The 12,239-nt window shown below is 61.2% G+C and carries 16 protein-coding genes; 13 read left to right on the forward strand and 3 right to left on the reverse strand.

The window, feature by feature from the left end:
• Positions 1 to 107 precede the first annotated feature (107 nt).
• Positions 108 to 998, reverse strand: a complete 891-nt coding sequence (locus ABM428_RS13995) for a DMT family transporter (protein ID WP_037966801.1) — start codon at positions 996 to 998, stop codon at positions 108 to 110.
• Complete coding sequence (locus ABM428_RS14000; RefSeq protein WP_005849981.1) at positions 998 to 1,873, reverse strand: LysR family transcriptional regulator; 876 nt, start codon at positions 1,871 to 1,873, stop codon at positions 998 to 1,000. The genes ABM428_RS13995 and ABM428_RS14000 overlap by 1 nt, the downstream gene beginning before the upstream one ends.
• Before the next feature lie 121 nt (positions 1,874 to 1,994).
• Here ABM428_RS14000 and ABM428_RS14005 point away from each other — a divergent pair, with 121 nt between their 5' ends.
• From ABM428_RS14005 to ABM428_RS14060, 12 genes are all read left to right on the forward strand, one after another.
• Positions 1,995 to 2,576, forward strand: coding sequence for an FMN-dependent NADH-azoreductase (locus ABM428_RS14005; RefSeq protein ID WP_005849982.1), 582 nt, complete (start codon positions 1,995 to 1,997; stop codon positions 2,574 to 2,576).
• A 202-nt stretch (positions 2,577 to 2,778) separates the two neighbouring features.
• Complete coding sequence (gene ffh / locus ABM428_RS14010) at positions 2,779 to 4,287, forward strand: signal recognition particle protein (RefSeq protein ID WP_132998180.1); 1,509 nt, start codon at positions 2,779 to 2,781, stop codon at positions 4,285 to 4,287.
• Between the two features lie 88 nt (positions 4,288 to 4,375).
• Positions 4,376 to 4,672 (forward strand): chorismate mutase, encoded by a 297-nt coding sequence (locus ABM428_RS14015; protein WP_005849985.1) that lies wholly within the window; start codon positions 4,376 to 4,378, stop codon positions 4,670 to 4,672.
• A gap of 46 nt (positions 4,673 to 4,718) precedes the next feature.
• Positions 4,719 to 5,105: a 30S ribosomal protein S16 gene (gene rpsP, locus ABM428_RS14020; protein WP_005849986.1), complete on the forward strand. Its 387-nt coding sequence runs from the start codon at positions 4,719 to 4,721 to the stop codon at positions 5,103 to 5,105.
• A 181-nt stretch (positions 5,106 to 5,286) separates the two neighbouring features.
• Complete coding sequence (locus ABM428_RS14025) at positions 5,287 to 5,436, forward strand: hypothetical protein (RefSeq protein ID WP_005849987.1); 150 nt, start codon at positions 5,287 to 5,289, stop codon at positions 5,434 to 5,436.
• Complete coding sequence (rimM, locus tag ABM428_RS14030; RefSeq protein WP_005849988.1) at positions 5,433 to 5,954, forward strand: ribosome maturation factor RimM; 522 nt, start codon at positions 5,433 to 5,435, stop codon at positions 5,952 to 5,954. Before ABM428_RS14025 ends, rimM begins: the two co-directional genes overlap by 4 nt.
• Before the next feature lie 39 nt (positions 5,955 to 5,993).
• Positions 5,994 to 6,785, forward strand: a complete 792-nt coding sequence (gene trmD / locus ABM428_RS14035) for a tRNA (guanosine(37)-N1)-methyltransferase TrmD (protein WP_353628017.1) — start codon at positions 5,994 to 5,996, stop codon at positions 6,783 to 6,785.
• Positions 6,786 to 6,804: 19 nt separating this feature from the next.
• Positions 6,805 to 7,764: a phosphoribosylaminoimidazolesuccinocarboxamide synthase gene (locus ABM428_RS14040; protein ID WP_132998179.1), complete on the forward strand. Its 960-nt coding sequence runs from the start codon at positions 6,805 to 6,807 to the stop codon at positions 7,762 to 7,764.
• 235 nt (positions 7,765 to 7,999) lie between these two features.
• Positions 8,000 to 8,383, forward strand: a complete 384-nt coding sequence (gene rplS / locus ABM428_RS14045) for a 50S ribosomal protein L19 (RefSeq protein WP_005849991.1) — start codon at positions 8,000 to 8,002, stop codon at positions 8,381 to 8,383.
• 11 nt (positions 8,384 to 8,394) lie between these two features.
• A complete protein-coding gene (gene rpmE / locus ABM428_RS14050) occupies positions 8,395 to 8,616 on the forward strand; it encodes a 50S ribosomal protein L31 (RefSeq protein WP_005849993.1) in 222 nt (73 codons plus the stop codon).
• A 205-nt stretch (positions 8,617 to 8,821) separates the two neighbouring features.
• The gene (locus tag ABM428_RS14055; RefSeq protein WP_132998178.1) at positions 8,822 to 9,139 is read left to right on the forward strand and encodes a hypothetical protein; all 318 of its coding nucleotides are present in this window, start codon (positions 8,822 to 8,824) and stop codon (positions 9,137 to 9,139) included.
• A 155-nt stretch (positions 9,140 to 9,294) separates the two neighbouring features.
• Positions 9,295 to 10,104 carry a division plane positioning ATPase MipZ gene (locus tag ABM428_RS14060; RefSeq protein ID WP_005849997.1) on the forward strand — a complete coding sequence of 270 codons (810 nt, stop codon included), beginning with the start codon at positions 9,295 to 9,297 and terminating at the stop codon, positions 10,102 to 10,104.
• 82 nt (positions 10,105 to 10,186) lie between these two features.
• Here the strand turns inward: ABM428_RS14060 and ABM428_RS14065 are convergent, their stop codons facing one another.
• Entirely contained in the window at positions 10,187 to 10,633 is a 447-nt protein-coding gene (locus tag ABM428_RS14065) for a MarR family winged helix-turn-helix transcriptional regulator (RefSeq protein WP_132998177.1), read from the reverse strand.
• A 99-nt stretch (positions 10,634 to 10,732) separates the two neighbouring features.
• Here ABM428_RS14065 and fahA point away from each other — a divergent pair, with 99 nt between their 5' ends.
• Complete coding sequence (fahA, locus tag ABM428_RS14070; RefSeq protein WP_037941231.1) at positions 10,733 to 11,986, forward strand: fumarylacetoacetase; 1,254 nt, start codon at positions 10,733 to 10,735, stop codon at positions 11,984 to 11,986.
• Positions 11,987 to 12,239: the final 253 nt, after the last annotated feature.

Genomic DNA, 12,239 nt, shown 5'->3' on the forward strand with positions numbered 1-12,239 from the left:
AACAATCAAACCGATCAGATAAATAATGCTACGCATTAGAATAGTCCCTTTATAAACTTTATGTGATCTTAACGCTGGATATGTCGGATCGGTTCCCGCCCTTTTGATCAAACCGCTTTGGTATCGTCCCGCAACAGCAGATACAGCGCCACAATCGTCAGCCCGACGCCCCCAAAAACAAGCGGACCGGGTGCGCCATTGCCCAATGCGACTTCCCACAGAATAACCCAGCTGGGCGTCAGATAGGTATAGGCCATCACCTTGGCCGACGGCAGCCGCAGGGACGCAAATTGCAGCAATACGAAAGTCGCGGCAGACGCAGCAATCGCGACGTAGAGGATGGTGATCCAGACAATCGCGGGCAGCGCGGTCCAGTCCGTCCCCAGCACATCGCGCCAGCCATAGATGAACAGCAACACACCACCGGCGATCAGCGTGCCCAAGGTGAACACCACCGCCGGCTCTCCGCGGTTCAGCTTGCGCACCATCGGCGTATAAAGCGCATGGCTTACGCAGCCGACGAAATACACCGCTTCGCCATACCCAAGCTCGAACCGCCGCAGCGCGGCCAGATCCGCGCGAAAAATTACCCAAAGCGCGCCGACCGCACCGATGGCCAGCGCCAGCGCCATCCGCCCTGTCGTTACCTGCCGCAACAAGAGCCACCCAAACCCCGCAGCAATCACGGGCGTCAGCGTAAACACCGCCGCCGCACTGACGGGGCGCGCGGTCTTCAACCCTTCAAACATCAGCACGAAATAGACAGCGAAAAGCCCCCCAAGCACCAGATAGCGCCAGGGCGCGCGCGAGGCCCCTTTCGGCACACCCGTCGTCGCAGCGACCGCCACGGCAATCACCATGCCCGCGATCACGAACCGCGCCGCATTCAACGCCGTGGGCGAGATCAGATTGGCCGACAGCGACCCAAGCGAAAATGACCCCGCCACCAGCGCCGAAAATGCCAGCATCGCCAGATGCCCCTGCAGATCAGAACGCATCACAGCCCCGTCTTCACGGCTTTTTTCAGGTACGACAGCAAGGCCTGCACCTTGGGCGTGCGGTGCAGATCAACATGGGTGACCAGCCACAGCATCGAATCCCATTCCGGCAGATGCGGGTGCACCTCGACCAGATCGGGGTTGGCGCGCCCCTCGATCAGATCGACAAACCCGATCCCCGCCGCCTCCAGCACCGCAACGCGGAGCGCGTCTGCATGTAGACCGCGAAAGGAGATCGCATGGGCAGGCACCACCTCCCGCATCCATTTGAAGAAGGGCGCACGCATCTGCGCGTCGTCATGGCCGACAAACCGATGGTTGCCATACTCCTCGACCCCCGACGGCATCCCGAAGGCCGCGATATAGTCCTTATGCGCGAACAGCCCCATCTGGAACTGATAGAAAGGCTGCACCACATTGTCCGGCTGCTCGGGCACCTGCCCCGCGCGGATCGCGATATGCGCCTCGCCATACTCCAGCCGGAACAATCTCTCCCCGGTCAGAAAGCGCAGGGTCACATCGGGGTTTTCCCTCTGGAACGCGACCAACAAAGGGGTCATCCAGCTTGAAAGCTCCATCAGGGAGGTCACGACCAGCTCGCCCGACACCGCTTCGCCGCGCCCCTTGATGCGACTGGCAAGCTGGCTGAACTGGTCATCCGTGGCAGAGGCCACACGCAGCAGATCCTCGCCTGCCTCCGTCGTCTTGTAGCCGCGCGCGTGCCGTTGGAAGAGCTTCACCGACAGCCGTCGTTCCAGCGCATCCACATGGCGGATCACGGTCGCATGATGGACCCCCAGAACCTCAGCCGCGCCACTGACCGTGCCCATGCGCGCCACTTGATAGGCCGTCTTGATTTCTTCCCAATTGTCCATTCTCGGCCCCTCGCCTTCCACTGTGCATTATCGAACACATCACCTGCAGTTTCGCCAGTTGCGTTCGTACGGGCAAGGATCATGTAGAGGGAAGAAAGTTAACACGAAAGGATATCCTCCCATGTCTATCTTGCGTATCGATTCCTCTGCCAACACCACCAGCTCTGTGACCCGCGGCCTCACCGACCGGATCATCGCACAACTGGGCGACAATGATGTAACCGTCCGCGATCTGGCTCTCGAACCCCTGCCCCAGATCACTGAAACATGGGCCATCGCCCGCGCCACCCCCGAGACAGACCGCACGCCCGAACAAAGCGAAGCGCTGGTTGAATCCGACAAGCTCGTCGCAGAGCTTCTGGCCGCCGACACCATCGTCATCGGCGCGCCCATCTATAACTTCAGCGTGCCCGCGTCGCTGAAGGCGTGGATCGATCTGGTCGCCCGTGTCGGCGTTACCTTCCGCTATACCGAAAACGGCCCCGAAGGTCTGGTCAAAGGCAAGCGCGTGATCGTGGCGATGGCCTCCGGTGGCGTGCCCGCTGGGTCCGAGGCGGACTTCAACACCGGCTACCTCAAGGCCGTTCTGGGCTTCATGGGCATGACCGACGTGACAATCGTGGCCGCCGACGCGCTGGCAACAGATGCCGAAGGCACCATCGCCCGCGCGAACGAAGCTGTGGATGCGCTCAAGGCAGCATAATCCTCGGGCGGCGCGGCGGGTTGACTCAGCCCCGCCGCTCGCCTAAACGATCCGCAATCTCCGGAAGCAACATGTCTTCCGGTCTCTGGCGCGGCCAGAGATCGCCCCCCACCAGCGTGTTACGCCCGTGGGGGCATTTGCGTATTTAACGCGGGCATCCTATCTGAGGGGCACCGCAACCGATCGAAGGGGGCCATGGCCCATGTTTGAGAATCTTTCCGAACGCCTCTCCGGCGTCTTTGACCGTCTCACCAAACAGGGTGCCCTCTCGGAAGAGGATGTGAAAACCGCCCTGCGCGAAGTCCGCGTCGCCCTGCTCGAGGCCGATGTTTCCCTGCCCGTCGCACGTGATTTCGTCAAAGCGGTGCAGGACAAGGCCACCGGTCAGGCCGTCACCAAATCGATCACCCCCGGCCAGCAGGTCGTCAAGATCGTCCACGACGCGCTGATCGACACGCTGAAAGGCGAAGGCGAACCCGGCGCGCTGAAAATCGACAGCCCCCCCGCCCCGATCCTGATGGTCGGTCTGCAAGGCTCCGGTAAAACCACGACCACGGCCAAGCTCGCCAAACGTCTGAAAGACCGCGACGGCAAGCGCGTGCTGATGGCCTCGCTCGATGTGAACCGCCCTGCGGCGATGGAACAGCTGGCGATCCTCGGCGTGCAGATCGGTGTCGATACGCTGCCCATCGTCAAAGGCGAAAACCCCGTCCAGATTGCCAAACGCGCAAAGACGCAGGCATCGATGGGCGGCTACGACGTCTATATGCTCGACACCGCGGGCCGCCTGTCGATCGACGAAGAGCTGATGCGCCAGGTCGAAGCGGTGCGCGATGTCGCCAACCCCCGTGAAACCCTGCTGGTCGTCGATGGTCTCACCGGCCAGGACGCCGTGCAAACCGCCGAAAACTTCAACGACCGCATTGGCATCTCCGGCGTCGTGCTGACCCGCATGGACGGCGACGGCCGCGGCGGTGCTGCGCTGTCGATGCGCGCCGTCACCGGCAAACCCATCAAATTCGTCGGCCTGGGCGAAAAGATGGACGCGCTGGAAACCTTCGAACCCGAACGCATCGCGGGCCGTATCCTTGGCATGGGCGACATCGTCGCCCTTGTCGAGAAAGCGCAAGAAACCATCGAGGCTGAACAAGCCGAAAAGATGATGAAGCGCATGGCCAAAGGTCAGTTCAACATGAACGACCTGAAAATGCAGCTTGAACAGATGCTCAAGATGGGCGGGATGCAAGGCATGATGGGCATGATGCCCGGCATGGGAAAAATGGCGAAACAGGTCGAAGACGCGGGCTTTGACGACAAGATCCTCAAACGCCAGATCGCCCTGATCCAATCCATGACCAAGAAAGAGCGCGCCAACCCCGCGCTGCTTCAAGCCAGCCGCAAAAAGCGCATCGCCAAAGGCGCAGGTCTGGAAGTGTCCGAACTCAACAAGCTCATGAAAATGCACCGCCAGATGGGCGACATGATGAAAAAGATGGGCAAAATGGGCAAAGGCGGCATGCTCAAACAAGCCATGAAGGGCATGATGGGCAAAGGCGGCATGCCCGGTGGCATGGACCCGTCCCAGATGGACCCCAAAGCACTGGAAGCCGCGGCCAAACAGATGGGCGGCAAACTGCCTGGTGGTCTGGGCGGAATAGGCGGCGGTGCCGGCCTGCCCGGCGGCCTCTCCGGTTTCGGGAAAAAGAAATGATCCGCGCTTCATTTTGCCAGATAAACTCCCGCCGGAGGCGCCTGCCCGTGCAACGCGCCCTCCCCTTCGCCGTGAAAGGAGCCGCCGCATGACCGATCCTGTCACCCGCGCCGCCGAGGTTCTGAAAGAACACCGCGCCTCCATCGACCGTCTGGACGCGATCCTGGTCTATACTCTGGGCGAGCGGTTCAAACACACCCAGGCTGTGGGGAAACTCAAAGCCGAACACGACCTTCCCCCCTCTGATCCGGACCGCGAAGCGAACCAGATCAAGCGGCTCGAAGATTTGGCGAAAGAGGCTGACCTCGATCCCGAATTCGCCAAGAAGTTTTTGAACTTCATCATCGCTGAAGTCATTCAGCACCACAAACAACACCAATCATAGGTCCGGGCGCGTCCCTGACCCCAGTCTCAACTAAAGGAAACTACCTATGTCCATGAAAATTCGTCTCGCCCGTGGCGGTTCCAAAAAGCGCCCCTTCTACCGCATCGTTGCAGCGGACAGCCGCATGCCACGTGACGGCCGCTTCATCGAGAAGCTGGGCACCTACAACCCGCTGCTGGCGAAAGACAGCGAAGAGCGCGTGAAAATGGACGTCGAGCGCGTTCAATACTGGATCAGCCAGGGTGCGCAGCCAACCGACCGTGTTGCACGCATGCTGGAAGCCGCTGGCGTGAAAGAGAAAACCGAGCGGAACAACCCCAAGAAGGGTACCCCCGGCAAGAAAGCGCAAGAGCGCGTTGAAGAGAAAGCAGCCAAGGCCGCCGCTGCTGCCGAAGCCGCTGCTGCACCTGCAGAAGACGCCGCCGAAGAATAATCGGCACATCCCCCGGCGCGGTTCCTGCCGCGCCGGGGATTTCAGGTATATCCGACAGCCCGCATCTTTGCGCGTGCAGCCTGTCCGATGTACGTGGTACACGAAATGACACGTCCCGCCGCAGCGGCCCGCCCTCATCGGTCCCCTGCGCCCCGCCCCTGGACCAGATTGGAAGCTGACAATGTTTCGTCTTTTGCGCCTTCTTCTCATCCTCGGTATCGGTGTCGCCATCGGCATCTGGTTCGAACGCACCCTGATGAAATCGGAATGCCGCGCGGGCGAGGGTCAGTGGACCGGTACAATTTGCTTAAACTCGGAGCTTTTGCAGTGAGCGATAAAATTTCGGTGGGCGCGATCTCTGGCGCATATGGTGTCCGCGGGGAACTGCGGATCAAAAGCTACTGCGCGGTGCCCGAAGATATCGAAAGCTACAGCCCGCTCTCGAGCGAGGATGGCACGCGCAGTTTCAACCTCGCGCTGGTGCGTCCGGTCAAAAACGGCTTTGTCGCGCGCATCACCGATGTGACCTCTAAAGAGGAGGCCGACGCCTTGCGCGGCACCGTGCTGTTTGCGCAGCGCGACCAGCTACCGTCGCTGCCCGACGATGAATTCTACCACACCGACCTGATTGGGCTAGAGGTCTATGACACCGGCGGCACGCTAATCGGCAAGGTCAAGACCGTCCAGAACCACGGCGCTGACGATCTGCTGGAAACGCAGCTTGCGGGCAGCGCGCAGACCGTGTTCCTGCCCTTCACCAAGGCGGCGGTACCCACGGTCGATCTGGCCACGGGCCGCATCATCGCCGACCCGCCCGAGGGCATCCTGCCCGATGCAAAAGACGTCTAAGCCCGTACGAAAGGCCCGCATGACACAGGCCGCGATCACATGAGCACCCCTTCACGCTCCCACGGGCGGCAATCTGTCCGTCCGACGTTCAAGCCGCGCGAGCTGATGCAGGACACGCCCGATTACGCCGGCGTCTGGCGGGCCGAGATCGTGACCCTCTTCCCCGAACTGTTCCCCGGTGTGCTGGGAGCCAGCCTGACGGGCCGCGCCCTGCAAGAAGGCACATGGCAGCTGCGCACCCATGATCTGCGCGGCTACGGCGTAGGCAAGCATCGCAATGTTGACGACACCCCCGCGGGCGGCGGCGCAGGTATGGTCATGCGCGCCGATGTCGTCGGCCCCGCGATCGAGGATGCGATGGCCGGTGCCGCCGGACGCTGGCCGATCCTCTATATGTCTCCACGCGGACGGCGGTTTGATCAGGCGATGGCGCAGGATCTGGCCACCTGCTCCGGCGTGACCATCCTTTGTGGCCGTTTCGAAGGCGTCGACGAGCGGGTGATCGACCATTACGGCATCACCGAAGTCTCCCTTGGCGATTTTGTCATGACCGGCGGAGAGTTGGCCGCGCAAGCCATGATCGACGCCACCGTGCGTCTCTTGCCCGGTGTCTTGGGCAACGCCGACAGCGTGGTCGAGGAAAGCCATTCCTCTGGCCTGCTGGAACACCCGCAATACACCCGCCCCGCCGAATGGAAAGACCGCCCCATTCCGCCGGTTCTCATGTCCGGCAACCATGGCGAAATTGCCAAATGGCGGCAGGCCCAGTCAGAAACCCTGACAGAACAACGACGCTCCGATATGTGGGCGAAATATACGTCCAAGAAGTGACCCCCACGGAAGGCAGACCATGACAGACCTGACCCGCACCCTTGATCACGCCCGCATTGATGAGCTGCCGAACCCCTATTTCGGCAAGGTGCGTGACTGCTACGACCTGCCCGACGACCGGCGCATCCTGATTTCCTCTGACCGTATTTCGGCCTTTGACCGTATCCTCACCTCCATTCCGTTCAAGGGTCAGGTGTTGACCCAGACCGCGCGGTTCTGGTTCGACAACACCTCCGACATCTGCCCCAATCACGTGCTCGACTACCCCGACCCCAATGTGGTGATCGGCAAGCATCTGACCATCCTGCCCGTAGAGATCGTCGTGCGCGGCTATCTTGCCGGCTCCACAGGGACATCGGTGCTGACGCTATACAAGAAAGGTGAACGGGAGATGTACGGCCACCGCTTCCCCGATGGCCTACGCGACAATCAGGCGCTGCCCGCGCCGATCATCACCCCCACCTCCAAGGAATTCGACGGCGGACACGATGCCCCGCTAACCGCCCAAGAGATCGTGGACCAAGGGCTGCTGACCCAGGCGCAATGGGACCAGATCAGCGACATCGCCCTGAAACTCTTTGCCCGCGGTCAGGAAATGGCGGCGAAAAACGGGCTGATCCTCGTGGACACAAAATATGAATTCGGCACCGATGCGCAGGGCAATATCCTGCTGGCCGATGAAATCCACACCCCCGACAGCTCGCGGTTCTGGCTCGCCGAAGGCTATGACGCCGCGCTGGAAAACGGCACACGCCCGCCGTCCTTCGACAAGGATGTGATCCGGTCTTGGGTCGATGCCCGCTGCGACCCCTATCACGATGACATCCCCGAAATCCCCGCCGACCTGATCGCCGCCACCTCGCAAGTCTATATCGACGCGTTCAAGGCGATTACCGGCCAACGTTTCGTCCCCGATCTGGAGTGCGACACCGTGCTGGACCGCGTGCGGCACAATCTGCGCCCCTATTTCACCGGCTGAAAACATGCGCGAGTACGGGTGATACGCTCTTGATCTGAAGGGGCATCCCGCCTATACGACGCGCAAGTCTGGAATCGCGCACGTGCGGCTCCAGTCTTTTCTGCATCCGCAGATGACAAGCAAAGATGACCCTACCTTCGATGGGACGCCACGGCGGGCCCGCCAGACAGACCGAAGCTATTGGATCGCACAAAACTTCGTGGACTAACCGCGAGCATTCATAGGAGACGATCAGATGAACCTGATTGCACAGATCGAGGCGGAACAAATCGCCGAACTGGGGAAAGAAATCCCAGACTTCCGCGCCGGTGACACCATCCGCGTGGGCTTTAAAGTGACCGAAGGTACACGTACCCGCGTTCAGAACTACGAAGGCGTCTGCATTGCACGCAACAACGGCCACGGCATTGCCGGTTCGTTCACCGTGCGCAAGATTTCCTTTGGTGAAGGCGTAGAGCGCGTATTCCCGCTGCACTCCACCAACATCGAAAGCATCACCGTTGTCCGTCGTGGCCGTGTGCGTCGTGCGAAACTGTACTACCTGCGCTCGCGTCGTGGTAAGTCGGCACGTATCGTTGAAAACGTACACTACAAGCCAAAATCTGGCGCGAACGCGTAAGGAGAGCTGTCATGAAAGCCGATACACACCCCGATTACCACACCATCAACGTCAAAATGACAGATGGCACCGTTGTGGAAATGAAATCGACCTACGGCAAAGAAGGCGACCAACTGGCGCTGGATATTGACCCCTCCGTGCACCCTGCATGGAACGGCGGCACATCCCGCCTGATGGATACCGGCGGCCGCGTGTCCAAGTTCAAAAACAAATACGCAGGTCTGGGCTTCTAAACCCTTTCCATTGCGGAATTCAGAAATGGCGTGCCCTCGCGGGCGCGCCATTTTTCGTTTCGCGACTGTGACTTAGCCCGAGGCGCGACATCGCGTCCTTACCCAAGGGTCAGGTCACATTTTACGGAACAAAGCGGCGGCTGTTTAGGTTTTAGAAAGCAACTACGGCCCATAGTCTTCTCAGCCCTCCACGAAAGGTTCGCTGATGCCCGCTTTCCCGCTCTCTTCCCCACCCCGACCGCCTCGCGGTGCCAACAGCGGCAAGGCTCCGCGCGCCCAGTCTGATCCCGCCCCCCTCCCGGCCGAGGATTTGACCGCGGCCCGTGATCTGGTCGCCCGTGGTTGCTATGCGCAGGCGCTGGTGCTTGCTGGCGCACTAGAACGTCTGCACGGGCCTCATGATGCGCTGACCCAGATCGCCGCTGATTGCCGCGCCCATCTGGCTGTGCCCCAAGATACTGCCGTCGCGATCGAAACCGGCGGCATGGGTGCGCACACCCCGCCGCTGCGCCGATCGGGCTAGCAGGCACTGCGCTTGCACGGCGCGTTCCTGCGGGTGAATTTCGCAACAATAACCACAATCTAGAGCCACAAACGCTTTCAAAAGCGCCATCGCTGCCATATGGTTTTTCCCAATGTGACCCCGATAAAAACGGGGAGTGAAAGGGACAAAAGGCAATGGCGCATATCATCGTCGTCGGGAATGAAAAAGGCGGGGCGGGGAAATCCACCGTTTCGATGCATGTGGCAACAGCCCTTGCGCGGATGGGGCATAAGACCAGCGTGCTGGATCTGGACCTGCGCCAGCGCACCTTCGGGCGCTATGTCGACAACCGTAAATCCTTTCTCGCCAGTGCCGAGCTCGACCTCCCGTCGCCCGAGATGCACGAATTGCCAGAGATCGAGGCAAGCAGCTTGCAGCCGGGCGAAAACATCTATGACCATCGCCTCAGCGCCGCCGTGGCGGAGCTTGAACCGACGTCCGATTTCATCCTGATCGACTGCCCGGGGTCCCACACCCGTCTCAGCCAGGTGGCGCATTCGCTGGCTGATACGCTGATCACGCCGCTGAACGACAGCTTTATCGATTTCGACCTGCTGGCGCGCACCGACGCTATGGGTGACAAGATCACCGGCCCCTCTGTCTATTCCGAAATGGTCTGGAACGCGCGGCAGTTGCGGGCTCAGGCGGGCCTTGCCCCAATTGACTGGATCGTCGTGCGCAACCGCATGGGCGCGCAGCGCATGGTGAACAAGGACAAGATGGAACGCGCCATCGCCAACCTGAGCAAACGCATCGGGTTCCGCATTGCCCCCGGTTTTAACGAACGCGTCATCTTCCGCGAGCTTTTCCCCCGTGGCCTGACCCTGCTCGACCTCAAGGATATCGGCGTCAAGCAGCTGAACATCTCGAATGTCGCGGCACGGCAAGAGCTGCGCGACCTGATGAAAGCGCTCGACCTACCCGGCGTCGACATCAACTTTTGAACCGGCGCGCGGGGGCATGTGCCCCCCGTCGCCCTCCCCCCTTCGCCCTCCGGCCCCCCGACAGCTCGCCGTCAGCCCGCCGTCAGCCCGCGCTGCCCTGTCCCGCCGCCAGTTTGACCAGCAACCGCTTCAGCGTCTCCCGCTCCGCCGCCGTTAAATCCGCCGTCAGACGTGCGTCATAGGCCTTTGCCACCTCGTAAAGATGCTCATAGGCCGCGCGCCCCTGTGTCGTCAGCGACAGCATCTCGGTCCGCCGATCCTGATCCCCGCGCAGCCGCGTGACGAACCGTCGCTCTGTCAGCTTTTGCACCGCACGGCTGATCTTGGTCTTATGCATATTCGCCCGCTGCCCGATATCGCTGGCCGTCATCTCGCCATAAAGCCCCAGATGAAACAGCACCCGCCACTCGGTCCGCAGCATCCCGTAGCGATCTTTATAGGTGCGCTGAAACGCCAGACTGCTCGCTTCCGCTGCCTGGTTTAGAAGGTAGGGCAGGAAATGGGTCAGCTCGAAATTCTGGTCTGGCATCAGGGCAATCGCTTGTTAGTTACACAAAGGACTATTACCAACGAAGCAGATTTTGCAAGGTAGCTTTCCCGCACCCGCAGCGACACGCAAGGAACACCGATGACATTGCTGACCTCTTGGGTTGAAAGCGCGAACAGCGCCGACACCGACTTCCCGCTCAACAACCTGCCTTACGGTGTGTTTTCCACCGACACGCTCGAACCGCGCTGCGGCGTGGCGATCGGGGATATGGTGCTCGACATGGCCGCGGTAGAGGCCGAAGATCTGATCCTGCTCCACTTCGATCCTGTCTTCGATGTGCCCTACTGGAATGACGTCATGGATCTGGGCCCCGACGCATGGGCCACCCTGCGCGACCGCCTGACCGACCTGCTAGCAACCGGCAGCCCCGACCAAGCCAAGGTCGCCCCGCATCTTGTCCCTATGGCTGACATCCGCCTGCACATGCCGATTGTCGTCTCGGAATACACCGATTTCTACGCGGGCCGGCACCATGCGACCAACGTCGGCACCATGTTTCGGGGCGCGGAAAATGCGCTGCCCCCGAACTGGCTGCACATGCCCATCGGATACAACGGTCGCGCCTCGACCGTTGTCGTCTCTGGTACCGACATCCGGCGGCCCAACGGGCAGATCAAACCGGCGGACGCCGCGACCCCGCATTTCGGCCCCAGCCAGCGCCTTGATATCGAGCTCGAGATGGGGGCCATCGTCGGCACCTCCACCGATATGGGCGACACCCCCAGCGTGGCCGAAGCGGACGAGATGATCTTTGGCTATGTGCTGCTGAATGATTGGTCCGCGCGCGACATTCAGGCGTGGGAGTATCAACCGCTCGGGCCGTTTCAGGCCAAGGCCTTCGCCACCAGCATCTCTCCGTGGATCGTGACGAAAGCGGCGCTTGAACCCTTCCGCGCCTCCACGCCCGAGCGCGAGGTTGATCTGCTGCCCTATCTGGCAGAGCCGAAACCGATGCTCTACGACATTGACCTCTCGGTGATCATCCAGCCCGATGGCGGCGCACAACAGGTCATCGCGCGCACCAATTACAACACGATGTATTATTCCGCCCCGCAACAGCTAGCGCATCACGCGGCGTCTGGCTGCGCGATGAACGCGGGCGATCTGCTCGGCTCCGGCACCATATCCGGCCCCGACAAAGATGCCCGCGGCAGCCTGCTCGAACTCAGTTGGGGCGGCGCGGAACCGATCGCGCTGAACGATGGCACCACCCGCAGCTTTGTGCAGGACGGGGATACGATGATCCTGACCGGCCACGCCGCAGGCGACGGGTATCGCATCGGCTTCGGGGCCTGTGCCGGTACGATCCTCCCCGCGAAACCCACGCCATAACCGCGCTTCATTTTGCCAAATAAACTCCCGCCGGAGGCGCCCAACAGCGCGCCACCGATCGCGCGTCTGATCCTGAACCGGATCGGGCGCGCAGTGCGTTTTGTGCAAACTCCGGGGACCGCCGCTGCTGTGGGTTGACGCACCGCCGCGCAATGCTTGAAACTCTGTGATACATGCTAGTTACATTCATAGCCAATAAACGCAGCAAAGCTGCATCACCGCAAAGCATCCAGCGCCTGTGCTTGTGCTTCGT

This window comes from Sulfitobacter sp. TCYB15 (assembly GCF_040435955.1).
GTDB classification, from domain to species: Bacteria; Pseudomonadota; Alphaproteobacteria; order Rhodobacterales; family Rhodobacteraceae; genus Sulfitobacter; species Sulfitobacter pontiacus.